This is a genomic window from Albimonas donghaensis (assembly GCF_900106695.1).
GTDB classification, from domain to species: domain Bacteria; phylum Pseudomonadota; class Alphaproteobacteria; order Rhodobacterales; family Rhodobacteraceae; genus Albimonas; species Albimonas donghaensis.
Map to the genome: position 1 here is coordinate 1,197,927 of NZ_FNMZ01000001.1, position 25,342 is coordinate 1,223,268.

The 25,342-nt window shown below is 72.6% G+C and carries 22 protein-coding genes; 9 read left to right on the forward strand and 13 right to left on the reverse strand.

Annotated features, from left to right (window positions below; all coding sequences use genetic code 11):
- Positions 1-160 precede the first annotated feature (160 nt).
- Entirely contained in the window at positions 161-1,354 is a 1,194-nt protein-coding gene (locus BLV24_RS05035) for a TAXI family TRAP transporter solute-binding subunit (RefSeq protein ID WP_092679998.1), read from the reverse strand.
- Between the two features lie 400 nt (positions 1,355-1,754).
- Here BLV24_RS05035 and BLV24_RS05040 point away from each other — a divergent pair, with 400 nt between their 5' ends.
- On the forward strand, positions 1,755-2,765 hold the full coding sequence (locus tag BLV24_RS05040) for a dimethylarginine dimethylaminohydrolase family protein (protein ID WP_092679999.1): 1,011 nt from the start codon (positions 1,755-1,757) through the stop codon (positions 2,763-2,765).
- A 315-nt stretch (positions 2,766-3,080) separates the two neighbouring features.
- Here the strand turns inward: BLV24_RS05040 and BLV24_RS05045 are convergent, their stop codons facing one another.
- The 5 genes from BLV24_RS05045 to BLV24_RS05065 all read right to left on the reverse strand — a co-directional run bounded on the left by BLV24_RS05045 (position 3,081) and on the right by BLV24_RS05065 (position 8,799).
- Positions 3,081-4,112: an oligopeptide/dipeptide ABC transporter ATP-binding protein gene (locus tag BLV24_RS05045; protein ID WP_092680000.1), complete on the reverse strand. Its 1,032-nt coding sequence runs from the start codon at positions 4,110-4,112 to the stop codon at positions 3,081-3,083.
- On the reverse strand, positions 4,109-5,110 hold the full coding sequence (locus tag BLV24_RS05050) for an ABC transporter ATP-binding protein (RefSeq protein WP_092680001.1): 1,002 nt from the start codon (positions 5,108-5,110) through the stop codon (positions 4,109-4,111). Before BLV24_RS05050 ends, BLV24_RS05045 begins: the two co-directional genes overlap by 4 nt.
- A 2-nt stretch (positions 5,111-5,112) precedes the next feature.
- Positions 5,113-5,970, reverse strand: coding sequence for an ABC transporter permease (locus tag BLV24_RS05055; protein WP_218133356.1), 858 nt, complete (start codon positions 5,968-5,970; stop codon positions 5,113-5,115).
- A gap of 41 nt (positions 5,971-6,011) precedes the next feature.
- Positions 6,012-6,983, reverse strand: coding sequence for an ABC transporter permease (locus tag BLV24_RS05060; RefSeq protein WP_092680003.1), 972 nt, complete (start codon positions 6,981-6,983; stop codon positions 6,012-6,014).
- 103 nt (positions 6,984-7,086) lie between these two features.
- Positions 7,087-8,799 carry an ABC transporter substrate-binding protein gene (locus BLV24_RS05065; protein ID WP_143040220.1) on the reverse strand — a complete coding sequence of 571 codons (1,713 nt, stop codon included), beginning with the start codon at positions 8,797-8,799 and terminating at the stop codon, positions 7,087-7,089.
- A gap of 124 nt (positions 8,800-8,923) precedes the next feature.
- Here BLV24_RS05065 and BLV24_RS05070 point away from each other — a divergent pair, with 124 nt between their 5' ends.
- Genes BLV24_RS05070 through BLV24_RS05085 form a run of 4 tightly spaced genes read left to right on the forward strand, consistent with a single transcriptional unit; the run spans position 8,924 to position 14,690 of the window.
- Positions 8,924-9,565 (forward strand): type II toxin-antitoxin system RelB family anti-toxin, encoded by a 642-nt coding sequence (locus BLV24_RS05070; protein WP_176954623.1) that lies wholly within the window; start codon positions 8,924-8,926, stop codon positions 9,563-9,565.
- A gap of 32 nt (positions 9,566-9,597) precedes the next feature.
- On the forward strand, positions 9,598-11,253 hold the full coding sequence (locus BLV24_RS05075; protein WP_092680006.1) for an amidohydrolase: 1,656 nt from the start codon (positions 9,598-9,600) through the stop codon (positions 11,251-11,253).
- A 3-nt stretch (positions 11,254-11,256) separates the two neighbouring features.
- Positions 11,257-12,219, forward strand: a complete 963-nt coding sequence (locus tag BLV24_RS05080; protein ID WP_092680007.1) for a CobW family GTP-binding protein — start codon at positions 11,257-11,259, stop codon at positions 12,217-12,219.
- Positions 12,216-14,690, forward strand: coding sequence for a GcvT family protein (locus tag BLV24_RS05085; protein ID WP_092680008.1), 2,475 nt, complete (start codon positions 12,216-12,218; stop codon positions 14,688-14,690). Before BLV24_RS05080 ends, BLV24_RS05085 begins: the two co-directional genes overlap by 4 nt.
- Before the next feature lie 172 nt (positions 14,691-14,862).
- On the opposite strand, the gene BLV24_RS05090 is transcribed toward BLV24_RS05085, so the two are convergent.
- Both BLV24_RS05090 and BLV24_RS05095 read right to left on the reverse strand, forming a co-directional pair.
- Positions 14,863-16,113 (reverse strand): aminopeptidase, encoded by a 1,251-nt coding sequence (locus BLV24_RS05090; protein ID WP_092680009.1) that lies wholly within the window; start codon positions 16,111-16,113, stop codon positions 14,863-14,865.
- Between the two features lie 67 nt (positions 16,114-16,180).
- Entirely contained in the window at positions 16,181-17,677 is a 1,497-nt protein-coding gene (locus BLV24_RS05095) for a TLP1 C-terminal extension domain-containing protein (RefSeq protein WP_092680010.1), read from the reverse strand.
- A gap of 212 nt (positions 17,678-17,889) precedes the next feature.
- Here BLV24_RS05095 and BLV24_RS22205 point away from each other — a divergent pair, with 212 nt between their 5' ends.
- Genes BLV24_RS22205 through hpxZ form a run of 3 tightly spaced genes read left to right on the forward strand, consistent with a single transcriptional unit; the run spans position 17,890 to position 19,487 of the window.
- The gene (locus BLV24_RS22205) at positions 17,890-18,630 is read left to right on the forward strand and encodes an amidase family protein (RefSeq protein ID WP_218133333.1); all 741 of its coding nucleotides are present in this window, start codon (positions 17,890-17,892) and stop codon (positions 18,628-18,630) included.
- Positions 18,631-18,675: 45 nt separating this feature from the next.
- Complete coding sequence (locus BLV24_RS22210; protein WP_218133334.1) at positions 18,676-19,065, forward strand: amidase family protein; 390 nt, start codon at positions 18,676-18,678, stop codon at positions 19,063-19,065.
- Complete coding sequence (gene hpxZ, locus BLV24_RS05105) at positions 19,062-19,487, forward strand: oxalurate catabolism protein HpxZ (protein ID WP_092680011.1); 426 nt, start codon at positions 19,062-19,064, stop codon at positions 19,485-19,487. The genes BLV24_RS22210 and hpxZ overlap by 4 nt, the downstream gene beginning before the upstream one ends.
- Before the next feature lie 113 nt (positions 19,488-19,600).
- Here hpxZ and BLV24_RS05110 read toward each other — a convergent pair whose 3' ends face one another.
- The 5 genes from BLV24_RS05110 to denD are packed head-to-tail and all read right to left on the reverse strand — an operon-like array spanning position 19,601 to position 24,183.
- Entirely contained in the window at positions 19,601-20,365 is a 765-nt protein-coding gene (locus BLV24_RS05110) for a hydroxypyruvate isomerase family protein (RefSeq protein WP_092680012.1), read from the reverse strand.
- A complete protein-coding gene (gene otnC / locus BLV24_RS05115; protein ID WP_092680013.1) occupies positions 20,362-21,036 on the reverse strand; it encodes a 3-oxo-tetronate 4-phosphate decarboxylase in 675 nt (224 codons plus the stop codon). The genes BLV24_RS05110 and otnC overlap by 4 nt, the downstream gene beginning before the upstream one ends.
- On the reverse strand, positions 21,033-22,289 hold the full coding sequence (gene otnK, locus BLV24_RS05120) for a 3-oxo-tetronate kinase (RefSeq protein WP_092680014.1): 1,257 nt from the start codon (positions 22,287-22,289) through the stop codon (positions 21,033-21,035). The genes otnC and otnK overlap by 4 nt, the downstream gene beginning before the upstream one ends.
- Positions 22,289-23,194 (reverse strand): L-threonate dehydrogenase, encoded by a 906-nt coding sequence (gene ltnD / locus BLV24_RS05125; protein ID WP_092680015.1) that lies wholly within the window; start codon positions 23,192-23,194, stop codon positions 22,289-22,291. The genes otnK and ltnD overlap by 1 nt, the downstream gene beginning before the upstream one ends.
- Positions 23,191-24,183 (reverse strand): D-erythronate dehydrogenase, encoded by a 993-nt coding sequence (denD, locus tag BLV24_RS05130; RefSeq protein ID WP_092680016.1) that lies wholly within the window; start codon positions 24,181-24,183, stop codon positions 23,191-23,193. Before denD ends, ltnD begins: the two co-directional genes overlap by 4 nt.
- A 111-nt stretch (positions 24,184-24,294) precedes the next feature.
- Between denD and BLV24_RS05135 the strand changes: the two genes are divergently transcribed.
- Positions 24,295-25,224, forward strand: coding sequence for a glutaminase (locus BLV24_RS05135; RefSeq protein ID WP_092680017.1), 930 nt, complete (start codon positions 24,295-24,297; stop codon positions 25,222-25,224).
- The last annotated feature ends 118 nt before the right edge of the window (positions 25,225-25,342 follow it).

The window sequence follows — 25,342 nt, forward strand, 5'->3', positions numbered from 1 at the left end:
AGCCGGGATCGGGCCCGGTCGGGACGCGCCCGTCCGGGCTCCGGCCCCGATCCCCGACCCGACCCCAGACCCGAACCCCAGACCCGAACCTCAGGCGTCCGGCCTCAGGTCACGGGCCTCAGGTCGCGGGCCTCAGGTAACGGGCCTCGGACGGCGGGGCTCAGAGCCGCGAGCGGAAACCCTCGAGGTCCTTGGTGTGCTTCTCGATGATCGCCAGGAACGCCTCGTCCTGGAAATCGGGCCGCACGCCCTGCTCCTGCGCATCGGCCATCGCGGCCTCCCGCGCCTCCATCCAGGCGTCCATCTTCTCGATCGCCGCCTGGTTCCAGACGTCGTCCTCGTCGGTCCACTGCCCGATCTCGCGCAGGTAGCGGACCGTGCCCTCATGCACCGGCAGGGGCGTGCGGTCGAGATAGCCGCGGAACAGCTCCAGCGACATGCGCGCCGCCAGCGGATGGGTGCCCTTGTAGGCGTCGTGGGATTCGTTGAGCCACTTGGCCATGTTGTAGACGAACTCCGCGTCCGCATCGGCCGGGACCGAGTAGACGAAGTTCGAGGTCACGCCGTCCACGCCCTGCGCGGTCTTCACCCCGAGGCTCATCGTGGAGGGCACGAGCATCGGGCGATGTTCGAGATAGCCGGCCCAGCCCTCCTTGTTGTCGAGCGACATGGGCAGCCAGCGGATCGAGCCCGGGGCCCCCTCCATCTCCGACAGCACCGAGGAGATCGGCGCGCAATAGGCCACGTCCGACTTGCCTTCGACCACCGAGCGGCAGTTCTCCGCGTAGCTGGAGGCGGGGACGTATTCGATCTTCTCGGCCGCCTCCTCCTGCGAGATGCCGAGGAAGGCCGGCAGCGCCTGGGTCACGGTCATCGACATGGGCGGGGAGAACATGCCCTCGGTCACGCGCACGCCGCCTTTCTTGATGTCCTCCATCGACTTGATGTCGGAATCGCCGGCGACGACATAGCCCCAGGGGGTGTCGTTGTGGTGCCACATCAGCCGCTGCGGCCTGGGCTGGGTGGCCGAGTAGCCGCCGATGCCCTGGATCTGGAAGCGCATCTCGGCGGCCGAGACCGAGGAGATGGCGATGTCCTTGCGGTCGGTCAGCCGGCGGTAGCGCATCGGCTCGTTGTCCTCGGGCACCACGCGCACCACGGCGCCCTTCTCCTTCTGCAGGATGGGCGCCCAGCCGTTGGTCGAGGCGAAGCTGCCGCTGGACGTGCCGGCGGTGCCGATCACCAGCAGGCGCGGCCATTCGTAATCCTGGGCCGAGGCGGAGCCTCCGACCGCGAGGCTCATGGCGGTCGCCAGCAACGTGGCGACGCCGGCGCGAGGCGCAGTGCGTGTCATGTTCTTTCCTCCCGAGACGACCTTCGTGGGCCGTCGCTGTTATGGTCTTCCGGGTCGTGGCCCAGGGCCGCCGCGCCGTCCCTTGAGTTGACCGGCGCGTCGCCCTGACAAATGCCAGTCTGCCTTCGACCCGCCCTCGGCGTCAATCGCGATCCGCGCGATCCGCGTCGCGGCCTCGCAACCGCCGCGGCCGGCGTCGGGGGCCGGCGACGGGGGCCGGCGATGGGGGCCGGCGACGGGGGCCGGCGACGGGGGGCGGCGATGGGGGGCGGCGAGCGGCGCGGCGGGGAGGGGCGCGGCGGGGGGCGTTTCGCCGCTTCGGTCGCGCGCCCCTCCCCGCCTAGGCTGCGCGGGGCCCGACTCGCGCGGGCCTCCCCCCGCCCCAACCGGAAAGCCCCCCATGAGCGACGCGCCCACCGTCTCCGAGGATCTCTACACCGCCACCATCAAGCATTTCGGCTCCCAGCCCGAGCCGCCCTTCGAGGATGCGGAGCGTCTCACCCGGCTCTGGGGCCGCAACTGGGGTTGCGACAACGACGTGGGCCGGCTGCGCGCCGTGCTGATGCATCGGCCGGGCGCGGAGTTCGACGTGATCGACCGCTCCCGCCGCATCAACGAGACCGGGACCTTCGGCGACATCGAGGCCGGCTGGTACTGGCAGAGCGACGAGATCCCCGAACTGCACGAGCTTCAGGCCCAGCATGACGGCCTCGCCGACCTGCTGCGCGCCGAGGGGGTCGAGGTCCACTATGTCGACCGCGTCGAGGGCGGCCGCTTCAAGACCGTCTACACCCGCGACAGCGCCATAGCGGTGAAGGGCGGGGCCATCGTCTCGCGCATGGCGCCGCGGATGCGGCACGGGGAGGAGCAGGCCATCGCCCGCACGCTGGCCAATCTGGGCATGCCGATCCTGCGCACGCTCAACGGCTCGGCCATGTCGGAGGGCGGCAGCTTCGCCTGGCTCAACCCGCAGACCGCGGTGATCGGCCGGGGCATCCGGGTCAACGACCAGGGGATCGAGCAGATCGCCGACGTGCTGCGCCATCAGGGGGCGGAGCTGCTGGTGGTCGATCTGTGCGGTTACTCGATCCATATCGACGGGGCCATGGTGATGGTCGACAGGGATCTCGCCCTCGTCGATCCGCGGCAGTTGCCTTACGTGTTCCTGCAACGGCTCAACGCCATGGGGATCGAGACGGTGGAGGTCTCGGCCGACGACAACGGCTGGATCATCAACGGCCTCGCCATCGCGCCGAGGCGGATGATCATCCCGCGCGGGATCTCGGAGGCGACGCGCGAGGCGCTGGCGTCGCGCGGGGTGACCCTGCTGGAGATCGACTATGACCGGGTGCAGCTGAACGGCGGCGGCGTCCACTGCTCCACCTGCCCGCTGATCCGCGACCCGGTCTGAGGGGGTCGGGGGCCGGTCGGGGGCCGCAGCCTGAGCCGGGGGGCGGATGCAGGGAGGGTCAGCCGATCTCCCCCGCCCCCCCAAGGCGCCTCCGGCCCGGTCAGGCCGCGCAGGAGGAGCCGGTCGCCCTCGCCGAAGTCCGGTTCCACGCCCCGCCGCCCCACGACGGCCAACGCCTCGCCCCCCACGACCCCGTGGCCATCGGCAGGCAGCATGCAGGGATCGCGCCCGTCGGCCAGCGCGCGCGCACCCAGATACCCGGCGCGCCGTCCTGGTTCTTGTCCACGATCTCGATCCCGTGGAGCGCGCCCCGGGTCAGACGAAGCCGCCCGCCCCATCGGCGCGCAGGCAGGCCACCGCCTGGCCGCCGCCCATGTCGCGCAGGGCCGGGACCTCGGTCCGGCAACGGTCGACCGCGTGGGGGCAGCGGCCGGCGAAGGCGCAGCCCGGCGGCGGGTCCAGCGGGCTCGGCGGATCGCCCTGGATCGCGGCCGCGCGGCGCCGGGGCGCGCCCGCCCGGCCGACGGCCCGGTCAGCGGACGGCGCGGCCTCGATCAGCGCCCGCGTGTAGGGGTGCAGGGGGCGGGCGAACAGCGCGCGCTTGGGCGCCCGCTCCACGATCCGGCCCAGATACATCACCGCGATCTCGTCGCACAGATGCTGCACCACCGCGAGATCATGGGAGATGAACAGGTAGGTCAGCCCCAGATCCCGCTTCAGCCGCGCCAGCAGGTTGAGGATCTGCGCCTGGATGGCGACGTCGAGCGCCGAGACCGGCTCGTCGCACACGATCAGCTCCGGCCCGCTGGCCAGCGCCCGGGCGATGCCGATGCGCTGCCGCTGGCCGCCGGAGAACTGGTGCGGGAACAGCGCCTGCTGCTCGGGCCGCAGGCCGACCAGCGCGAACAGCGCCTCCACCCGCGCCTGGCGGCCGGATTTCGGCCCCACATCCATCAGGTCCAGCGGCCGGCGCACGATGGCCCCGGCGCGCTCCCGCGGGTTCAACGAGGCGTAGGGGTCCTGGAAGACGATCTGCACCCGCCGGCGCATCGCGCGCAGCTCCCGGCCGGAGATGTGGGTCACGTCCTCCCCCCCCAGCCGGATTTCGCCGGCCGCGGCCTCGGCCAGTCGGGCGCAGGCGAGGGCGGCGGTGGTCTTGCCCGAGCCGCTCTCCCCCACCAGCCCGAAGGCCTGGCCGCGGGGGATGGCGAAATCCACCCCGCCGACCGCATGCACCACGCCGCCGCGAACCGGGAAGCGGACCTCCAGCCCGCGCACGTCGAGCAACGGGGCCTCCGCGGGGACGGCCGCGGACGCCGAGGGCGGCGAGGGCGCCGGAACGGTCATCGCGCGCCCTCCGCGTCCAGCCAGCAGGCGACCGAGCGGCCGCCGGGCGAGGCGGTGACCGGCGGAAACTCCCGCCCGCAGACCGGCATCGCGCGGGGGCAGCGCGGGGCGAAGGCGCAGCCGGGACGGGCCAGCGCCTCGGCCCCCGGCACCAGGCCGGGGATCTCGAACAGGGGTTCGGGGACGTCGGGCGGATCGGCCACCAGCCGGGGCACGCAGTTCACCAGCCCGCGCGCATAGGGGTGACGCGGGGCGGCGACGAAATCGGCGGCCGGCCCCTCCTCCACCTTGCGGCCGGCATACATCACCATCACGCGGTCGGTCATCTCGGCCACCACCCCGATATCGTGGGTGATCAGGATCACGGCGGTGTTCATGCGGTCCTGAAGCTCCCGGAACAGGTCGAAGATCTGCGCCTGCACGGTGACGTCCAGCGCGGTGGTCGGCTCGTCCGCGATCAGCACCTGCGGCTCGCAGACCAGGGCGATGGCGATCATCACCCGCTGGCGCATGCCGCCCGACAACTGGTGGGGATAGTCGCCCACCCGCCGCTCCGGCGCGGGGATGCCCACGAGGCGCAGCATCTCCACCGCCCGGTCGCGGGCCTCGCGCGCAGACAAGCCCAGATGGGCGCGGGCGGTCTCCGCGATCTGCTCGCCCACGGTGAAAACCGGGTTGAGCGAGGTCATCGGCTCCTGAAACACCATGGAGATCCGGGCGCCGCGCACCCTGCGCAGCCGGGCTTCGGCGGCGGCGACCAGCTCCTCGTCCCCCAGCCGGATGGAGCCCGAAGCGATCCGCCCCGGCGGGTTCGGCACCAGCCCCATCAGCGCCAGCGCGGTCATCGACTTGCCGCAGCCGCTCTCGCCCACGATGCCCAGCGTCTCGCCCTCATGCAGGTCGAAGGAGAGGTCGCGCACCACCGGCGCGTCCTCCCCCCGCACGCGGAAGGCCACGGTCAGGTCGCGCACGGACAGCAGCGGGGGGGTGGGGGTCATGCTCATCGCTCCCTCAGGCGCGGGTTCAGCGCGTCGTTCAGCCCGTCGCCCACGAGGCTGATGGCCAGCACGGCGAGGAAGATGGCGAGGCCCGGAAAGGTCACCGCCCACCACGCGTCGAGCACATAGGGCCGGTTGTCGCCGATGATCCGCCCCCAGCTCATCGCGTTGGGATCGCCGAGGCCGAGAAAGGCCAGCCCCGCCTCGAACAGGATCGCGGTGCCGGCGCTGAGCGCCGCGGAGACGATCAGCGGCGGCGCCGCGTTGGGCAGGATCACCGCCCAGATCAGCCGCGCGTCCGACGCCCCGATCGAGCGTTCGGCCCGCACATAGTCCATCTCCCGCAGCCGCATGAACTCGACTCGGGTCAGGCGGGCGGTGGAGGTCCAGGAGACCGCGCCGATGGCGATGGCGATGTTCACCAGGCTCGCGCCGAAGAGCATGACCACCACCATGGCCAGCAGCAGGTTGGGCAGGACCTGGAAGAATTCCGTGACCCGCATCAGGGCGTTGTCGATGCGCCCGCCATAATAGCCCGCGAAGGCCCCGACCAGAACGCCGATGGCGACCGTCAGCGCGGCGGCCGAGCCGCCGACGATCAGCGTCACCCGCCCGCCATGGATCAGGCCCGCCAGCAGGTCGCGGCCCACATAGTCGGTGCCCAGCCAGTATTCGCTCGCCCCCGGCGGGGTCAGCGGCATCCACACCATGTCGTCGGGGCTGACGGAATAGAGCGCGGGGCCTAGCGCGGCCTCGGCCAGGACCAGCAGCAGCAGGGCCAGCCCGATCATCGCCGCCCCGTTGCGGCGGAACATCCGCCAGGCCTGACGGGCGGGGGAGACCGGCTCGGGGACGGGCATGGGGGGCATGGGGGGCATGGAGGTCATGACGGGGGGCTCGCTCATCGGGCGCCGATCCTCGGGTCGATCAGCCGATACAGCAGGTCCACGGCGATATTCACCGCCACCACCATAAGGGCCGAAAAGAACAGGATGCCCAGCAGCGTCGGGCTGTCCCGCCGCAACAGGCTCTCATAGGCCAGCGTGCCGAGCCCCGGCCAGGCGAACACCGTCTCCACCAGCACCGCGCCCGACACGACCTGCGCGAATTGCAGCCCGGCGAAGGTCACCACGGGCAGCAACGCGTTGCGCAGGGCGTGCTTGTAGACCACCAGGAAGCGGCTCAGTCCCTTGGCCCGCGCCGTGCGCACATAGTCGGAGCCGAGCACGTCCAGCATGCTCGCCCGCGCCAGCCGCGAATAGAAGGCGAGGTAGATCGAGGCCAGCGTCAGCACCGGCAGCACCATATGCGCGGCCACATCCGCCGCCCGCCCCCAGGGCCCCATCCGGCCCGCGTCCACCGAACTCATGCCCGAGATCGGCAGCACCGGCAGCGCCACGGAAAAGGTCAGGATCAGCAGGATCCCCACCCAGAACACCGGGGCCGAGAAGCCGGCCAGCGACAGCAGCGTCACCAGATGGCTCAGCCAGCCATTGCGGTTCTGGGCCGAAACCACGCCGAGGAAACAGCCCAGCAGCAGCGCCAGCGTCAGCGCCGCGCAGACCAGCAGCAGGGTCGCCCCGATGCGGTCGAGGATCAGCCCGGTCACCGGCTGATCGTAGTAGAACGAGTGCCCCAGATCCCCCTGCGCCACCCGGCCCAGATAGGTCAGAAGCTGCACGTGAAAGGGACGGTCGAGCCCGTAGCCCGCCCGGATCTCGGCCAGAAGCTCGGGCGTGGCGCCGCCCATCTCGCCGGCCAGAACCTCCACCGGGTCGCCGGGGGCCATGTGGATCAGCGCGAAGTTGAACACCAGCACCGCCAGCAGCAGGCCGGCGGCGTTCAACAGGCGTCGGCTCAGGGTGCGGATCATCGCGGCTCGCTCGACAGGGGCTGCGGGGACGGACGGAACGGGGGCGTGGCGCGACGGCCGGCCCCGCCCTCCCGAGGAAGGGCGAGCCCGGCGCGGGCGGAGATCACTCGGCCGAAACCGTCATCTCGTCCCAGGGGGCGAGCGGCCCGAAGGCGCCGTCCGGCGCGCCCTCGACCCGGGCGCCGAGGATGGTGGTGGTGAACTCCTCCGGCATCCAGATGAACACCTGGTCGGCCACCGCCTTCTGCTGGATCTCGGCGTAGATCCCCTTGCGGACGTCGAAATCCTGCTCCACCGCCGCCGCGTCCAGCAGCGCGTCCATGGCCGGGTCGCAATAGCCCTGCGTGTTCGACCAGATCACGTTGCGGATGTTGTCGCAGTCGAAATGCCGGTGCACGCCGATCACCGGGTCGGGATAGTTGAAGGACCCGTTCAACGTCGCCTCGTAGTCGAAGCTGGAGATGCGGCTCACCCAGGTGCCGAAATCCGGGGCGCGGCGCAGCTCCACCGAGACGCCCAGCTTGCCGAGCTGGGCGCGGATGTATTCCGCCATCGGCCCGTGCGACTGCAACGCCCAGCTGGGCACGTCGAGCGTGAAGCCGAAGCGCGCGCCGCCCGACCCCGCCGGGTAGCCCGCCTCGTCCAGCATCGCCGCCGCCTTCTCCATGTCCGGCTCAAGCCGCGGCACGTCGGCGGTGTAGAACGGGTTGCCGGTATGCAGCGGCCCGGTCCCGACCTCGGCCCGGCCGCCGAACAGCACCCTGGCCACGAATCCGGTGTCCAGCGCCATCGCCAGCGCCTGGCGCACCTTCACGTCGGCGAAGGGCCCGTCGCGCAGGTTCATTTCGAGATAGTGGATGTAGCCCACCGCCCCGTAGCCGTCCTTGCTGACGGTCACGCCGCCGGCCTCCTCCAGCCGCTCGGCGTCGGTGGGCTTGGCGCCGGAGAAGGGCGCGTAGTCGATCTCCCCCTTCTCGACCATCAGCATCCGGGTCAGCCCGTCCTTGACCAGCGGGAACACGATGCGGTCGAGCTTCGGGCGGCCCTCGATGAAGAAATCCTCGTTCTTCACCAGGATCAGTTTCTCGGCGGGGTTGTTCTCCTCGACCTTGAAGGGGCCGGAGCCGACCACGTCGGTCATGTTGCGCGGGTGCTTCTTCACCTCCTGCCCGTCGCCGTAGACATGCCGGGGCAGGATCGGCATCAGCAGCGGCTGCAGGGACAGAAGCAGGCCGGGCGCGGGCTCGGACAGCTTGAAGACGGCCGTGAGGTCGTCGGGCGTCTCCACCGTCTCGACCTTGCCGAACATGGCCGGGCCGAACGGGTGATTGGCCTTCACCACATCGAGCGAGAACGCCACGTCGGCCGAGGTGATCGGCGCCCCGTCATGGAAGGTCGCGCCCTCGACCAGGCGGAACGTGTAGGTCAGCCCGTCCTCCGAGACCTCCCACCCCGTCGCCAGATAGGGCTCGGCGCCGTAATCCGCGCCGATCAGCACCAGCCCCGCGAAGATCTGGGAGCCCGGCACGCCGGTCGCCGCCCCTGACTGCACCCCGGGATTGAGCGAGCGGTAGCCCGAGGTGAACGCGGTCAGCGTCCCCTCCGCCGAGGCCGCCAGCGGCGCGCCGAGCGCGCCGGCCAGGGTCGCCATCGCGGCGAGCAGGGATGCGGGGCGGGGACTGGAGGGGCGGGGACTGGAGGGGCGGGCGCTGGAGGGGCGGGCGCTGGAGGGGCGGGCGCTGGAGGGGCGGGGACGGGGCGCGCGGGCGAGCGGGGGCCGTGAGAACGGCGCGGGCGCGCGGAACAATCGGGTCATGGCTCAATCCTATCCTGTCGGGGCCCGCGGACTGAGCGCCGCGGCTGACAAAACGGTTGTCGCGAATCTGAAAAATTGCAATGATTTTTTCACCAAGGCGAAATCGAGCGAAAAGACCTTCAACATGGCGAAAGCTAGAACGCGGCGCGACGTCCCCCCCTTCCCGGCGCAGGACCGGCCCGCCCCGAAGGATACGGCCTCCCCCGGCGATCAGCCCGTGGGCCAGCAGATCCGCGAGCTTCGCCGCGCCCGCGGCCTGACGCTCAGCGAACTGGCCGCCGCCGCCGGCCGCTCCATCGGCAACCTGTCGGAGATGGAGCGCGGGCTCAGCCCCATCACCATCGAGAGCCTCGACGCCATCTCCCGCGCGCTGGGGGTGACGGTGAACTGGTTCTTCTCCGGCGCCGCCATCGCGCCGCCCGAGGAACGCGACGTGGTGGTCCGCCGGGCCGCGCGGCGGGAGCTGAACCTCGGCCAGGCCGGCACGCGCGAAGAACTGCTCTCCCCCTCCCTCTCCGGCCAGCTGGAGATGATCCTCACCACCTTCGCCCCCGGCGCCGGCACCGGAGAACCCGGCCGGACCCGCAAGGGCGAGGAAGGCGGGCTGGTGCTCTCGGGCCGGCTTGAGCTGCATGACGGCGACCGCACCTGGCTGCTGGAGGAAGGCGACAGCTTCCAGCTTCGCGGCGACGGCGCGCACTGGGTCCGCAATCCGGGCGCGCGCGACGCGGTGGTGGTCTGGGTGATCACCCCGGCCAATTACTGACCCCGAACCCCAACACGAACGGAGCCCCCGCCATGACCGACCCGAGCCAGATCACGGTGTTCACGGCGCGGCGCATCCGCACCATGAACCGATCCAACCCCGTGGCCACCGCGGTGGCGGTGCGCGACGGCAGGATCCTGGAGGTCGGCACGCCGGAGACCCTGCGCCCCTGGCTCGACGCCCATCCCCACACCGTCGACGACCGCTTCCGCGACGCGGTGCTGATGCCCGGCTTCATCGACCCGCACCTGCACCCGACGCTGGCCGCGATCCTGCTGCCCTGCCATTTCATCACCGCGCTGGAATGGCGCCTGCCCAACCGCGTCTCCCCCCCCGTGACGAGCCAGGAGGCCTACATGGCCCGGCTGACGGAGATCGAGGCCGGGCTCGCGGACCCCGCCGAGCCGCTGATCACCTGGGGCTATCACCGCATCTGGCACGGCGCCGTGACCCGCGAGATGCTCAACGCGGTGTCGTCCGAGCGCCCCATCGTGCTCTGGCAGCGGTCCTTCCACGAGGTGGTGGCCAATGACGCGGCGATCGACTGGATGGGGCTCGACCGCGCCGATCTCGACCGCCACCCGCAGGTGGAGCCGTCGACGGGGCGCTTTTTCGAGACCGGGCTGTCGCTGGCCATGCGGGGCATGAACCCTCATCTGCTGGCGCCGCAGCGGTTCTCGGGCGGGCTGGAGCTGGTGAAACAGGCGATCCATTGGGGCGGTCACACCACCATCGGCGAACTCGCCTATCCGCTGGCCGACGACGCCGGCGAATGGGCGGCGCTGAAGGCGGCGCTGGACGGCGACGACGTGCCCTTCCGCACCCATTTCGTCCCCCGCGGCGCCCTGCGCGGCGCCTTCGACGCCCAGGGCGCGGACCTGGCGCGCATCGACGGCTACGCCGCCCGCAACACCCATCGCCTGCGCTTCGGCAACGGGGTCAAGCTTTTCACCGACGGCGGGTTCTTCGCCGAGCTGATGCAGGTGCAGGAGCCCGGCTTCATCGACGGCCATCACGGCGAATGGATGATGGCGCCCGAGGCGTTCGAGCGCGTGGCCCGCGATCTGTGGCACGCAGGCAAGCGCATCCATGTGCATTGCACCGGCGATCTGGGGGTGGAGCTGGCGCTGGACGTGCTGGAGCGCCTGCAATTCGCGCGCCCGCGCTTCAACCACCGCTTCACCATCGAGCATTTCGGCCTGTCGACGCCCGAGCAGGTCCGCCGCATCCGCGATCTCGGCGCGCTGGTCTCGGCCAATGTCTACTATGTGCATGAGCTGGGCGAGGCCTACTGGCAGCGCTCCATCGGGCATGAGCGGGCGTCGTCGATGTCCCGCCTCGGTGCGCTGGAGCGGGAGGGGGTCACCACCGCCCTGCATTCCGATTTCACCATGGCCCCGGCGCTGCCGCTGAACTCGGCCTGGGTGGCGGTGAACCGGGTGGCGGAATCCGGCGCGGTGATCGGGGCGGAGGAACGCATGAGCCTCGACGCCGCCATGCGCGCCATCACCATCGACGCGGCCTATGTGCTGGGGATGGAGAACGAGATCGGCTCGATCCGCGCCGGCAAGGCCGCCGATTTCACCGTGCTGGGCGAGGACCCGTGGGAGGTCGACCCGATGGCGCTGCGCGACATTCCCGTTCTGGGCACGGTGTTCGAGGGCCGGCATTTCCCGGCGGCGGGCTGAGCCGTGGCCCCCGTCCTTCCCGGGTCCGGCCGCATCCCCGTCACGCTGCTCTCGGGCTATCTCGGCGCCGGCAAGACCACGGCGGTCAACCGCCTGCTGGCCGCGGGCGCCGGGCGCCGGCTGGCGGTGCTGGTCAATGATTTCGGGGCGGTGTCGGTGGACGCGGCGCTGATCGAGGCGCGGGACGCGACCACCATCAGCCTCGCCAACGGCTGCCTGTGCTGCGCGGTTTCGGACGATCTGGGCGGGGCGCTGGACGGGCTCGCCGCCCTGCCCGAGCCCCCCGAACAGGTGCTGATCGAGGCGAGCGGCGTGGCCCACCCCGCCCGCATCGCGCGGATGGCGGGGGGCTGGCCGGGCTTCGCGCTCGACGCCGTGGCGACGGTGGCGGACCCCGAGACCCTGCGCGCCCGGGCCGCCGACAAGTTCGTGGGCCGGCTGGTGCGCGACCAGGTGGAGGCCGCGGACCTGCTGCTTCTGTCGCGCGCCGATCTGGCCTGTCCGGCGGCGGTGGCGGACGCGCGCGCGCTGCTCGCGGGGCTCGCCCCCGGCCGCCCGGTGCTGGACGCCGCCGAGGCCGCCGCGGCGCCCGATCTGCTGCTGGGCCCGCTGGTCTCCGGCGCCCAACCCCGCCCCCTGCCCGGCCCCGCGCCGCACCCGGCCTTTTCATCCCGCATCTGGACCCCGCCCGGCCCCATCGCGCCCGAGCGGATGCGCGAGATCCTCGCCGCCCTCCCCGCCCCCATCCACCGCGCCAAGGGGTTTTTCGTGACCCCTGACGGCGCGACGATGCTGGCCCAGCGGGCCGGGGCGCGGGTGGAGATCGCCCCCGCCGCGCCCGCCGCGACCGCCATCGTCCTCATCGCCGCCGGCCCCGCCGAGACGCGCGAAAACGCCCTCCCCCGGGCCATCGCCGAACTCGACGCCGCCCCTTTCCAAGACACCCGCCCCGGAGACGCCGCGTGACCCAACCGCTTCCCGCCCATGCCCGCGTCGTGATCGTCGGGGGGGGCGTCGTGGGCTGCTCCGTCGCCTATCACCTGGCCAAGCTCGGCCTCACCGACGTGCTGTTGCTGGAGCGTCGTCAACTCGCCTGCGGCACCACCTGGCACGCGGCCGGCCTGATCGCGCAGCTTCGCGCCTCGATCAACATGACCCGGCTCGCCCGCTATTCGCAGGAGCTTTACGGCGCGCTGGAGGCTGAGACGGGCGTCTCAACCGGATTCCGGCGCAACGGCTCGATCTCCGTCGCCCTGACCGCGGCGCGGATGGAGGAGCTTCGCCGCAACGCCGCCATGGCCCGCGTGCACGGGGTGGAGGCGGAGGTGATCTCCCCCGCCGAATGCCTCGATCTGCACCCGATGCTGGACCTGACCGGCGTGGTCGGCGGCGTGCATGTCCCGCTCGACGGCCAGGGCGACCCGTCCAACATCACCCAGGCGCTCGCCGCCGGCGCCCGCCGCCTCGGCGCCCGCATCGTCGAGGGCGTCAAGGTCACCGGCGTGATCCGCGAGGGCGGCCGCGCCGCGGGGGTGGAGACCGCGCAGGGCCGCGTCACCGCCGAAATCGTGGTCAACTGCGCCGGCATGTGGGCGCGGGATTTCGGGGCCGCCGCCGGCGTCGCCGTCCCGCTCCACGCCGCCGAGCATTTCTACATGGTCACGGAGCCGGTGCCGGACATGCCCGCGCATCTGCCCACCCTGCGGGTCCCGGACGAGTGCGCCTATTACAAGGAGGACGCCGGCCGCATCCTGCTCGGCGCCTTCGAGCCCGTCGCGAAACCCTGGGGGATGGAGGGGATCCCCGAGGACTTCTGCTTCGACGACCTGCCCCCGGATTTCGAGCATGTCGCCCCGATCCTCGAAGCCGCGCTGGCCCGGATGCCCGCGCTGAACGGCGTCGGCATCCGCACCTTCTTCAACGGGCCCGAATCCTTCACCCCCGACGACCGCTATCTGCTGGGCGAGGCCCCGGAGCTGCCCGGCTTCTACGTCGCGGCGGGCTTCAACTCGGTCGGCATCCAGTCCGCCGGGGGGGCCGGCAAGGCGCTGGCCGAGTGGATCGTGGAGGGCGAGCCGCCCTTCGACCTGTGGGACGTGGACATCCGCCGCATGGCCCCCTTTCAGGCCGGCAAGCGGTTCCTGCGGGCGCGGGTCTCCGAGACGCTGGGCCTGCTCTATGCCGACCACTGGCCCTATCGCCAATACGCCACCGCCCGCGGGCTGCGGCGCACGCCCTTCCATGACCGCTGGGCCGCCCTGGGCGCCTGTTTCGGCGAGACCGCGGGATGGGAGCGGCCGCACTGGTTCCTGCCCGAAGCCGCCCGCGCCGCGGGCGAAACCGCGGAATACCGGTATTCCTGGGGCCGCCAGAACTGGTTCCCCCATTCGGCCGGGGAGCATCGCGCCACCCGCGAGGGCGCCGCGCTCTACGATCTTTCGGCCTTCGGCAAGATCCGGGTGGAGGGACCCGACGCGCTGGCCTGGCTGGACCTGGTCTGCGCCGGCGACCCCGACGTGCCCGCGGGCCGGCTGGTCTACACCCAATGGCTCAACGCCCGCGGCGGGGTGGAGGCCGACGTCACCGTGGCCCGCCTGTCGGAGACAGCCTTCCTGGTCATCACCCCCGCCGCCACCCTGCGCCGGGACATGGCCTGGCTGACCCGCGCCGCGCCCGAGGGCTGCCGGGCGGTGGCCGTCGACGTGACCTCCGGCGAGGCGGTGCTGGGCCTGATGGGGCCGCGATCGCGGGAGATCCTGGCCGCCGCGACCCTCGACGACGTGTCGGCCGAGGCGATCCCCTTCGGCGCGGTGGCCGAGATCGAACTGGGCATGGCCCCGGTCCGCATCCACCGGGTCAGCTATGTGGGCGAGCTGGGCTTCGAGATCTACGTCTCCGCCGACTTCGCCGCCCATGCTTTCGAAGCGTTGTGGGAGGCCGGGGCGCCGCTGGGCCTGCGGCCGGCGGGGATGCATGCGATGGATTCCTGCCGGCTGGAGAAGGCGTTCCGCCATTTCGGCCATGACATCACCGACGAGGATCACGTGGTCGAAGCCGGGCTCGGCTTCGCGGTGAAGGCCAAGCGCGCGCCCGGCCGCTTCGGCCCCTTCATCGGCCGCGACGCGGTGCTGAAAGCGCGTGAGACGGGCGTCTCACGGCGTCTGGTGCAGTTCCTGCTGGAAGACCCAGAGCCGCTGCTCTTCCACGGGGAGCCGATCTGGCGGGGCGAGACCCTCGCCGGTCATGTCACCTCCGCCGCCTATGGGCATACGCTCGGCGGGACCGTGGCGCTGGGCTATGTGGAGACCTCGCCGGAGGAAAGCGTCGAAGACCTGCTCGCCGCCGATTGGCGGATCGAGAGCGGGTCGGGCCGCCACACGGCGCGCGCCAGCCTCAGGCCGATGCTCGATCCCTCGGGCGCGCGGATGAAGGGCTAGGCGTCTCCTAGCAGTAGGGGCGCCTGGCGGGGGCGAGGGGCGGCGGGTTCGCACCCGCCCTACGGGGGTGGCGAGCGCCGGGCGCCCCCCCAACAGGAAGGCGCCCGGGCGAGGGCGTGGGGGGTGGCGGGTTCGCACCCGCCCTACGCCGAATGGCCAGCGGCCGTCTGGCTCAGGCCCACTCGCCTTTGCGGAACACCGGCGTCCGGTTCCCGTCGGCGTCGAGCCCGTCGATGTCGATCTCCCCCGAGCCGATCATCCAGTCCACATGGATCGCCGAGGCGTTGCCGCCCTGCGCCGCCACCCTATCCGCGTCCAGCCCCTCGCCGCCCCTGAAGCACTTGGAATAGCACTGGCCGAGCGCGATGTGGCAGGCGGCGTTCTCGTCGAAGAGGGTGTTGAAGAACAGGAGCCCCGACTGCGAGATCGGCGAGGAATGCGGCACCAGCGCCACCTCGCCCAGCCGCCGCGCGCCCTCATCGGTGTCGATCAGCTCCAGCAACACCTCCTCGCCGGCGGCGGCTTTCGCCTCGACGATGCGGCCGGCCTCGAAGCGGACCTCGATGCCGTCGATCAGGCTGCCGCCATGGCTCAGCGGCTTGGTGGAGCGCACGACCCCCTCCACCCGATGCGCGTGGGGGGTGGTGAACACCTCCTCGGTGGGGATGTTGGGGTTGCAGGTGATGCCGTTGCGCGCGGTGGAGGCGCCGCCCATCCACTCATGCCCGTCGGCCAGCCCCACGGTCAGGTCCGTGCCCGGCCCCGAGAAATGCAGGGCATGGAAGGCGCGCGCGTTCAGCCAGTCGGACCGCTTGCGCAGCGTGGCGTTATGCGCCTCCCACGCGGCCACCGGGTCGTCCTGGTCGACGCGCGACGCGGCGAAGATGGCGTCGGCCAGCTTGCGCTGCGCAGCCTCGGGGGGGAGGTCGGGGAACACCCGGCTCGCCCAGGCGGCGCCGGGCCAGGCGACGATGTTCCAGTTCATGTCGAAGCGCGTGATCCGCTCCCGCGCCGGGCCGTAGGCCATGGCGTTGGCCTTGTTGGCGCGGCCCACCTTGTCCGGGTCCTGCCCGGCCAGCAGCAGCGGATCGTCGCCCGCCACCGCCAGCCGCGCCGCATTCTGGTCGAAGGCCTTGCCCATGCCCTCGTAAAGCCAGGCGGGGGCGCGGTCGAAGCTCGCGTCATCGGCGTTCTCGTAGCGGGCCAGCGCGATCTCGGGGTCCGACAGGATCGGCGTCACCACGCCCGCCCCGGCCTTGTAGGCATGGACCGCGATGCGGCGCACCAGCGGCAGAGCCTCGGCCGGAGCGGTCAGCATCAGGTCCTGGCCGGGCTGCAGGTCGAGCCCCACCTTCACGGCGAGCTCGGCCAGGCGGTCCAGCTTCTCGGCGTCGATGGGGGCGTCGTTGGGGAGGGAGGTCATGCAAGGCTCTCGCATCAGGTTGCGGGGGCGCGGGGGCCGGGGGGAGTCGAAGCCCCCCGGCGCGCGCTCATTCCCGGGTGAAGATACGCTTCCCGTCGGCCTGCGCCACCCCGCCCGCGGTTCCGACCGGTTCCGCGGCGCCATCGGTGAGGAAAGCGATCAGCGCCTCGTCCTCCGGCCGCACATGGGCGAGCGTGCGGGCGCCGTCCGCGGCGCGCCCCATCACCGCGCCGCCGCGGGGCGCGCCCTGACGGTCGTAATGCACCGCATAGGTCTCGATCGTCACCGGGCCGAGATGGTCCTCGCGCATCTCCGGCGCCGGGCCGCGCGCCGCATCCGCCCGGGCCTGCACGTCCGACTCCTTCGGGAAGGCGGCGGCCGGGATCGGGGCGCCCGACAGCACGATGGAATGGTTCGTGGTCACGATCCCGCCATTCGCATAGAGCAGCCCGCGCCGGCCCGTCCCCCGCAGCGCCTCGGTCATCGAGGCGACGGCGTGGGACATGTAATTCGCCACCGGCCCGCCGCCGAAGGTCAGCCCGCCGAAGACGGTCATCGGCCGGTCGACGTCCCATCCCAGCACGCGCCGCGCCATCTTGGGCACGCAGGGGAAGCAGGAATAAAGCTCGACCAGATCCAGCTCCCCCGCCTCCATGCCGTTGAATTCCAGCGTCGCGGTCAGCGACGCGATCATCGAGGGCGAGCGGTCGTAGCGGTCCCGCGCCAGCGGATCATAGGGCTCCTGCGCCCCCGCCCCGTGGCCGACGAAGACCAGCGCCTCGTCCGCCAGCCCGCGCCGGCGCGCCTCGGCGAGGGACGTCACGATGAACCCCGCCCCCTGGTTGACCGAGGAATTGGCCACCATCAGCTTGTTGTAGGGGAACGAGATCCGACGGTTGTCGGGCGAGGGGGTGACGATCTCCTCGGCCGTCTTGCCGGTGCGGATCCAGGCGTGGGGGTTGTCGCGGGCCACCGTCGCCAGCCCCTCCCAGATGCGCCCGTTCTCGGTCTGGGCCTGGGCGAGGCTCAGCCCCTCCGCCGCCCGACCGGCGTTCTCGTAGAGCGGATAGAGGTCCACCGGCGCGATCAGCCCGAACTCCTTGCGCAGATCGGTGAGCTTGCGCTTGGGATTGGCGCGCATCAGGTCGGGGGGCGGCGCGCCCGCCTCCGCCGCGCGACGGGCGAGCTGCGCGGCCGTGCGCAGCGCCTCCGCCCCGGTCACCGCCACGATGCGGCTTTCGCCCGCGCCGATGCGGTTGGCGGCCTCGTTGAGCAGCCGCACCGGGCTGTCGCCATGGGGCATGTCGGTGGTTTCCAGCCGGGCGGGAGAGGCCCCGAAGGCCGCCGCCAGCTTTTCGGGGATGCCGGTCAGGCCCAGATAGGTGATCTGGTCCACCGTCGAGATCCCGTCGAGATCCGCCAGCCAGCCGCCCCCCGCGTCCTCATCCGCCCGGCGCAGCGACGCCTCCATCAGGCCGAGCGTGTCGAGCCCCTGGTCCGGGTCCGAGGGGCGGTCGTTGATCTGCCCGACCCCGACGATGACGGGGATGCGTTCCGCGTCCATGGCGGTCTCCTTCGTTCTGTCCCTCCGCGCGCGCGGCTCCCCCCCTTGGTCGCGCCCCGCCGCGCCCCGGTCTTGCGGCGATCGGGGCCGGGGCCTGCGACCCCTTGCGCCGCGACGCAAGGTCAGCGGGCGCCGGGCTTGCCAGCCTCGTCCCCCTGCCCCACGCTTCGCGGCGAAACCCCCACAGTCCTCGGCGAAACAGGGAGACGCGCGTGAAGCACCTCGACGGCCATCTCGCCCCCGGCGGCGACATCCGCATCAACGGGGCCGCCGCCGGCCCGCTGAAGGGCCTGAGCTTCATGGCCAAGGACCTGTTCGACGTGGCGGGCCACGCCACCGGCGCCGGCAATCCCGACTGGGCCCTGACCCATCCCGCGCCCGAGACCCATGCCTGGGTCGTCGCCCGGCTGCTCGACGCCGGCGCCGATCTGACCGGCAAGACGATCACCGACGAAATCTCGCTCGGCCTGCTGGGCGAGAACGCGTTCGAGGGCACGCCGCTCAACCCCGCCGCCCCGGACCGGGTTCCCGGAGGGTCGTCGTCGGGCTCGGCCTCCGCGGTCGCGCAGGGGCTGTGCGATACCGCGCTGGGGACGGATACCGGCGGCTCGGTCCGGGTCCCGTCCAGCTTCTGCGGGCTCTACGGCATCCGCACCACGCATGGGCGGGTGAACCGGGCCGGGATGCTGCCGCAGGCGCCGGGATCCGACACCATCGGCTGGATGACCCGCGACGCGGCGACCTTCGCCCGCGTCTCCGCCGTGCTGCTGGACGAGGCGCTCCCCCCGCTCGCCCCCGCCGGGCTGGTGGTGGCCGAGGACGCCTTCGACTTCGCCGCCCCCGCCGTGACCGCCGCCCTGCGCCCCGCCATGGACCGGCTGGCTTCGCTGCTGGGGGGCGCGCGGGCCGACCGGCTCGCCCCCCATGCGCTCGCCGACAACGGCCGCGCCTAGCGGGCGCTGCAACTGGCCGAGGCGTGGGAGACGTTCGGGCCCTGGGTGACAGCGGAAACCCCGCGGTTCTCCTATCTTGTGGCCCGCACGCTGATGTTCGCGTCCTCCGTGCCCGCGGCCGACATCTCCGCCGCCGCGCTGGTGCGCGACGAGGTCCGCGGCCGGCTCGCGCGGCTCACCGCCGACGGCGCGGTGATCTGCCTGCCGACCACCCCCGACCCGGCGCCCCGGCGCGGGCTCCCCCTGCCCGACCAGGACCGGGCGCGGGACCGGATCAACACGCTCTGCGCCCATGGCGGGCTCGCCGGCCATCCGCAGATCAGCCTGCCCCTGGGCGAGGTTGACGGCGCCCCCGTCGGCCTGTCGCTGATCGCGGCGCGGGGCGAGGACATGAAGCTCGCGGCCATCGCCCGGGCGCTGGAGGAGACCGCATGACCCCCGATCCCACGCAGGGCGCCCCCGACCGCACCCCCAACATCCCCGAAGTGGTCGCCGAGATCACCGAGATCTTCGAGCGCTACGAAAAGGCGCTGGAGGACAAGGACGTCGACGTGCTCGACGCGACCTTCTGGAACTCGCCCCACACCATCCGCTACGCCCTGCACGAGAACGGCTACGGGTTCGAGGAGATCCACGGCCATCGCACCCGCCGCCCCCCCGGACCGGGGATCAAGGAGCGGCGGATCCGGCTGGAGATCCTGACGCTGGGCCGCGATTTCGCCACCACCAACCTGGAATTCAAGGTGCGCGGCAAGGACGAGATCGGGCGCCAGAGCCAGACCTTCGTGCGCTTTCCCGACCTGGGCTGGAAGGTCGTGGCCGCGCATGTGTCGGTGATGTCCGACCCGCTCTGGTAGGCGGAACGCCGTAGGGCGGGCGCAAGCCCGCCGCCGCCCCGCGCCCAAGGCGCGGCGAACCGCCGGAACGGCAACCGGCAAGTCGTAGGGCGGGCGCAAGCCCGCCGCCCCGCTCACAGCCCCCGGAAGGCCTGCAACCAGCCGAGCCCGTCCTCGGTCCGCCCGCTGCGCGGCCGATACTCCGCCCCCACCGGCGCGGTCCAGCCCAGCCCCGCCAGATGCGCGAGCAGGTGGCGGAAATCGACCTCGCCCGCGTCCGGCTCTCCCCGGTCCGGCACGGCGGCGATCTGCACATGGCCGATGACCGGCAGCAGGGCCGACAGGCGGCGCGTCAGGTCGCCCTCCATGATCTGCACATGGTAGACGTCGAACATCAGGCGCAGGTTGGGGCGGGCCAACGCCTCGATCACCGCCAGCGCGTGGCCGGTGCGGCTGAGGAAATAGCCCGGCGCGTCGCGGGCGTTCAGCGGCTCGATCAGCACGGTCAGCCCCCGCGCCGCGGCGAGGTCGCAGGCCTCGGCCAGGTTGGCGCGGTAGGTCGCCTCCGCCGCCGGGCCCTGCGCCACGCCGGCCAGCACATGCACCGCGCCGGCCCCGATCGCGGCGGCGTAGTCGACGGCCTGCGCAACCGCCGCCATCGCCTCCGCCTCGCGCCCCGGCAGCGCGGTCAGCCCGTTCTCCCCCTCCCGCCCGCGAGAGGCGTTGAGGCCGAGCACCGGCAGCCCGGTCTCCTCCAACGCGGCCCGGACCTGCGCCGCGGGCGTGGCGTAGGGCCAGTGCAGCTCCACCGCGTCGAAGCCGTCCGCCGCCGCCGCCCGGATCGCGTCGGGCAAGGCGCGGTCGGTGTAGAGAAACCCCAGATTCGCCGAGAACTTCATCCGTCCCACTCCACGTCGAATTTATCCACCACCGCCCGGACCTGGCCCGCATCCAGCCCAAGCGCCCCGGTCCCGCGCAGCAGCAGGGCCAGCTTCGCCGTCTCCTCCAGCTCCTCCATCGCGAAGACCGCGGCTTCGATGTCCTTCGAGGCGACCACCGGCCCATGGTTGGCCAGCATCACCGCGGAGCGCTTGCCCCCCAATCCCCGCACCGCCTCGCCCATGCCCGCATCGCCCGGCACGAAGAACGGCAGCAGCCGCACCTTGCCCAATCGCATGAGCGCGTAGGGGGTCAGCGGCGGCAGGAAGTCGTCGGGATCGTCGACGGGCAGCATCGACAGCGCAACGGCATGGGTCGAATGCAGATGCACCACCGCGCCCACGCCCGCCCGCGTGTCGTGAAAGGCGGAATGCAGCGGCATCTCCTTGGTGGGCCTGTCGCCGGACACCAGCGCGCCCGCCGCATCCAGCCGGCTCAGCCGCGCCGGGTCCAGCCGCCCGAAGCTCGACCCCGTGGGGGTGACCAGCAGCCCCCCGTCCGCGGTCCGGGCCGAGATGTTGCCCGACGCCCCTCCGGTCAGCCCGCGCGCGAAAAGCGAGCCCGCCCAGAAGCATATGTCCTCGCGCTGTCGGTTTTCGGCGTGGGTGTCGGACGTGACGATCCCGCTCATCCCGCCTCCCCCGCCAGCACCCGGTCGGCGCGCTCGAAGAAATCCGCCTCGCCGAAATTGCCGGATTTGAGCGCGATCGCCAGCTCCGGCCCGGCCCGCAGCGCCGGCACGCCGGTCGCGATATCCGGTCCGAAGGCGAGCTGGGTCAGACCCAGCCCCTCGACCACGGCGCCCGAGGTCTCGCCCCCCGCCGCGATCAGCCGGGTGACGCCGCCCGCGACCAGCAAGCGCGCGGTCTCGGCGAACAGCGCCTCCAGCCGGGCCGCGACCTCGGCCCCGCCCCATGTCTCCTGCGCCTCGCGCACCGTTTCGGGGTCGGCGGAGGAATAGATGAGCGGCAGCCCGTCCTGCGCCGCGGCCCAGTCGGCCAGCGCGGGCGCGTCGACCTCTCCGGTCATCGCGGCCAGCGCCGTCACCTCGCGCGCCGGGGCGCCGGAGGCGATATGGGCCGCGACCTGGCCCCGCGTGGCGGCGGAGCATGAGCCCGACAGCGCCGCCGCCCGCCCCGCCTGCCCGTCCCATTGCGCCTCGCCGCCCGCCAGCAACCCGCGGACCGCGAAATTCGCCGGCAATCCCAGCGCGATGCCCGAGCCGCCGGTGATCAGCGGCGCCTCCGCCGCGGCCTCTCCCAGCGCCATCAGGTCCGCGTCGCGCACCGCGTCGGCGATCACCAGCCGCCGGCCCAGCCCCTGCTCGGCCGCCAGCGCCGCGCCGATCGCGGCGGCGCCGTCGAACACCACGGAGGCCGGCACATGGCCCACCGGCCCGCGTGTCTGGCGCGCCAGCCAGCGGCGCAGGTCGGGGTCGGTCATCGGGGTGATCGGATGCGCCTCCATCCCGCTTTCGCTCAGCAGGCGGTCGGCGACGAAAAGATGCCCCTGGAACACCGCCCGCCCCGCCGCCGGGAAGGCCGGGCAGACGATGACGCCGGACGCGTCCAGCGCCTCGGCCAGCGCCTCGGCCACCGGGCCGATATTGCCCTGGGGCGTGGAATCGAAGGTCGAGCAATACTTGAACAGGATCTGCCCGCAGCCCTGCGCCCGCAGCCAGTCCAGCGCCGCCAGCGACTGCGCCACCGCCTCCGCCACGGGGATCGAGCGGGATTTCAGCGCCACGATCCCCGCCTCCACTCCCGGATCGGCGGGGCCGTCGGGCACGCCGACATATTGCACCGTGCGCATTCCCCCGCGGGTCAGCGTGGCGCCCAGATCCGAGGACCCGGTGAAGTCGTCCCCGATGCAACCCAGCAGCATCATTCCTCTCCCGGCAGGGTCAGCCCCGCCTCGCGCGCATAAAGTTTCGCCACCGCCGCGTCGTCCTCCGCCCCCCAGCCGGCCTCCACCGCGGCGCGGAACCGGGCGAGCGCGGTCTCGGTCATGGGAACCGGCAGCCCGGCGCCCGCGGCGATGCCGGCGACGATCCCGAGGTCCTTGGGCCAGATGGTCACCGCGGAGCGTGGGGCGTAGTCGCCCTCCGCCACATGGGGTCCGCGATTGGAGAACATCCATGAATCGCCTGCGGATACGCCGATAACCTCAAGCACTTTGTGAAGATCGAGACCGAGCGCGGTCGCGAACCCCATCGCCTCGCCCATCGCCGCGATATGCACCCCGGCGAGCAACTGGTTGACCGCTTTCATGGCCGAGCCCGCGCCCGGCGCCGCGCCCAGATCGTGCACCGTCTCCGCCATCGCATCCAGCGCGGGGCGGGCGGCCGCGAAGGCCTCCGCCGTCCCCGCGGCCATGATCGAAAGCCTGCCCTCCGCCGCCTTCGCCGCCCCGCCGGAGATCGGCGCGTCGAGGTAAAGGAGCCCCCGCGCCTCCGCCTCCGCCGCCATCTCGCGGGCGAAGTCGGGGGGGACCGTGGCGCAGCCCAGGATCACCGCGCCGGGGCGCAGATGCGCGGCCCAGCCGTCGGGTCCGAACAGCACGGCGCGGCTCTGCTCGGCGTTCAGCACCACGCAGACGAGGATGTCCGTCTCCGGCCCCGCGGCGCCGGGCGCCCCCGCCTCGCCGCCGAGCGCGGCCAGCGCCTCGACCCGCTCGGCGGAGAGGTCGGCGCCGAACACCCGCCGCCCGCCCGCCAGCAGGCTGCGCGCCATGCCGAACCCCATGGAGCCGAGGCCCACGACCGTGCAGGTCGCCCCGCGGGCGCTCATGCCTCCGCCCCCCAGCCGATCCGCGCCATGTGGCGGCGCAGGAGGGCGTCGAAATCCGCGTCCGCCTCGAAGCCCAGCGCCCGCGCGCGGGGACAGCGGATCTCTCCGGGCCAGCTCGCCACGATGGCCTCGATGGCCGGGTCGGGCGCGGGCCGGATGCGCGCGGCGACCTCCGCGCCCGCCAGCCGGCCCAGCGTCGCCACCATCTCCGCCACGCTCACCGACACGCCGGGAAGGGTGAGGGTCGTCTCCCCTTCCAGCGCCGCCTGCTCCAGCCCCGCGGCGTGGAACACCGCCGCCAGCGCCGCCTCGGGCGAGGCGAGATGCAACCGCAGCCCCGGCCCCACGGGCAGCACCGCGGGCTCGCCGGCCAGCGGCTCGCGCAATATGCCCGAGGCGAAGCTCGACGCCGCCTTGTTGGGCTTGCCCGGCCGCACCGAGATCGTGGGAAACCGCAGCGCGCGCCCCAGCACGAACCCCTTGCGCGAGGCGTCGCGCACCAGGATTTCGCCCATCAGCTTCTGCGCCCCGTAGGAGGACCGCGGCGCCGGCATGCGGTCGTCGTCGATGCTGTCATTGTCCGGGCAGGAGAACACCGCGACCGAGGAGGAGAACAGCAGCACGGGCGGGGCCGCGAAGCGCCGGCACAGGTTGAGAAGCTCCAGCGTGCCCAGCAGGTTGACCGAGACCCCGAGGTCGAAATCCGCCTCCGCCGCGCCGCTGACCACCGCCGCGAGATGGATCACCAGCCCCGGCGAGGCGGCCTCGATGGCGGCGGCGGCGCCCGCGTCCGTCAGCCCGCCCCCCAGCGCCCGGACCCGCAGGTCCGCGGCCTCCAGATCCGCCATGGCGGCGGCGTCCAGGTCCAGCGCCAGGATCGCCTCGACCTCGCGCTCCGCCCCGTCGACGGTCAGGCGCGCGCGGGTCGCGAGCTCCGCCATGACCATGCGCCCGATGAACCCCGCGGCCCCGGTGACCAGTACCTTCATGGCGTCTCTCCCTCCCGTTCGGCGCGCGAAGCTGAGCCGCGCGCGCGCCCCATGTCAATCGGCGCCGCGGCGGCGTAGATTCCACGAGACGCGGCCGCCGGAGGATCGTCCATGCCCCAAACCCCCAGGCTCGACGCGCTGGTGCGCGACATCGCCGAGCGGATGGCGGCGGCGGAGGAGCGCGGCCGCGTGGCGACCTATATCCCCGAACTCGCCTGCATCGATCCGGCCCGTTTCGGGATCTCGGTCTGCCTCGCCGACGGCCGCCGGATCAGCGCCGGCGACGCGACGCGCCCGTTCTCCATCCAGTCGGTGTCGAAGGTCTTCGCGCTGGCGGTGGCGCTGGGGCGGATCGGGGACGGGCTCTGGAGGCGCTGCGGGCGCGAGCCGTCCTCCAACGCCTTCAACTCCGTGGTCGACCTGGAGCTGGAGGGCGGCAAGCCCCGCAACCCCTTCGTCAACGCCGGGGCCATCGTGGTGACCGACGCGATCCTCGCGGGCCGCACCCCGAAGGAGGCGCTGGCCGAGATGCTGGGCTTCGTGCGCGCGGCGGCCGGCGACGACGACATCTACATGGATGCGGGCCTGGCGCGGTCCGAGAACCTGACCGGCCACCGCAACTGGTCGCTGGCGCATTTCCTGAAGTCCACGGACAACCTGCTGCACGACTGCGAACTGACGCTGGGGACCTATTTCCACCAATGCGCCATCGAGATGAGCTGCGAGCAGCTGGCCCGCGCCGGGCGTTTCCTGGCGGGGCTGCGGGCGGAGGACGACCTGATCTCGCGCCGCAACGTGCGCTCGATCAACGCGCTCATGATGACCTGCGGGCATTACGACGGCTCGGGCGCCTTCGCCTACCGGGTGGGCCTTCCGGGCAAGAGCGGCGTCGGCGGCGGGATCATGGCGGTGGTTCCGGGGGTGGCGTCCATCGCGGTCTGGTCGCCGGGGCTCGACCGCTACGGCAACTCGCTGCTGGGCACCCAGGCGCTGGAGGCGCTGTCGGAGGGGATGGGCTGGTCGGTGTTCAACGTCGGGTGAGGAGGGCGCGGGGGGGCGAGCGGGGGCCGCGGGTTGGCGCCCGCCCTACGGGACTTGGCGGGTTGGCGCCCGCCCTACGGGACCTGGCGGGTTGGCGCCCGCCCTACGGGACCTGGCG

Bases quoted from the DNA above. Each gene is read 5' to 3' on its own strand.
- BLV24_RS05035 (WP_092679998.1), bottom strand. From the start codon at position 1,354: ATGACACGCACTGCGCCTCGCGCCGGCGTCGCCACGTTGCTGGCGACC.
- BLV24_RS05040 (WP_092679999.1), top strand. From the start codon at position 1,755: ATGAGCGACGCGCCCACCGTCTCCGAGGATCTCTACACCGCCACCATC.
- BLV24_RS05045 (WP_092680000.1), bottom strand. From the start codon at position 4,112: ATGACCGTTCCGGCGCCCTCGCCGCCCTCGGCGTCCGCGGCCGTCCCC.
- BLV24_RS05050 (WP_092680001.1), bottom strand. From the start codon at position 5,110: ATGACCCCCACCCCCCCGCTGCTGTCCGTGCGCGACCTGACCGTGGCC.
- BLV24_RS05055 (WP_218133356.1), bottom strand. From the start codon at position 5,970: ATGCCCGTCCCCGAGCCGGTCTCCCCCGCCCGTCAGGCCTGGCGGATG.
- BLV24_RS05060 (WP_092680003.1), bottom strand. From the start codon at position 6,983: ATGATCCGCACCCTGAGCCGACGCCTGTTGAACGCCGCCGGCCTGCTG.
- BLV24_RS05065 (WP_143040220.1), bottom strand. From the start codon at position 8,799: ATGACCCGATTGTTCCGCGCGCCCGCGCCGTTCTCACGGCCCCCGCTC.
- BLV24_RS05070 (WP_176954623.1), top strand. From the start codon at position 8,924: ATGGCGAAAGCTAGAACGCGGCGCGACGTCCCCCCCTTCCCGGCGCAG.
- BLV24_RS05075 (WP_092680006.1), top strand. From the start codon at position 9,598: ATGACCGACCCGAGCCAGATCACGGTGTTCACGGCGCGGCGCATCCGC.
- BLV24_RS05090 (WP_092680009.1), bottom strand. From the start codon at position 16,113: ATGACCTCCCTCCCCAACGACGCCCCCATCGACGCCGAGAAGCTGGAC.
- BLV24_RS05095 (WP_092680010.1), bottom strand. From the start codon at position 17,677: ATGGACGCGGAACGCATCCCCGTCATCGTCGGGGTCGGGCAGATCAAC.
- hpxZ (WP_092680011.1), top strand. From the start codon at position 19,062: ATGACCCCCGATCCCACGCAGGGCGCCCCCGACCGCACCCCCAACATC.
- BLV24_RS05110 (WP_092680012.1), bottom strand. From the start codon at position 20,365: ATGAAGTTCTCGGCGAATCTGGGGTTTCTCTACACCGACCGCGCCTTG.
- otnC (WP_092680013.1), bottom strand. From the start codon at position 21,036: ATGAGCGGGATCGTCACGTCCGACACCCACGCCGAAAACCGACAGCGC.
- otnK (WP_092680014.1), bottom strand. From the start codon at position 22,289: ATGCTGCTGGGTTGCATCGGGGACGACTTCACCGGGTCCTCGGATCTG.
- ltnD (WP_092680015.1), bottom strand. From the start codon at position 23,194: ATGAGCGCCCGCGGGGCGACCTGCACGGTCGTGGGCCTCGGCTCCATG.
- denD (WP_092680016.1), bottom strand. From the start codon at position 24,183: ATGAAGGTACTGGTCACCGGGGCCGCGGGGTTCATCGGGCGCATGGTC.
- BLV24_RS05135 (WP_092680017.1), top strand. From the start codon at position 24,295: ATGCCCCAAACCCCCAGGCTCGACGCGCTGGTGCGCGACATCGCCGAG.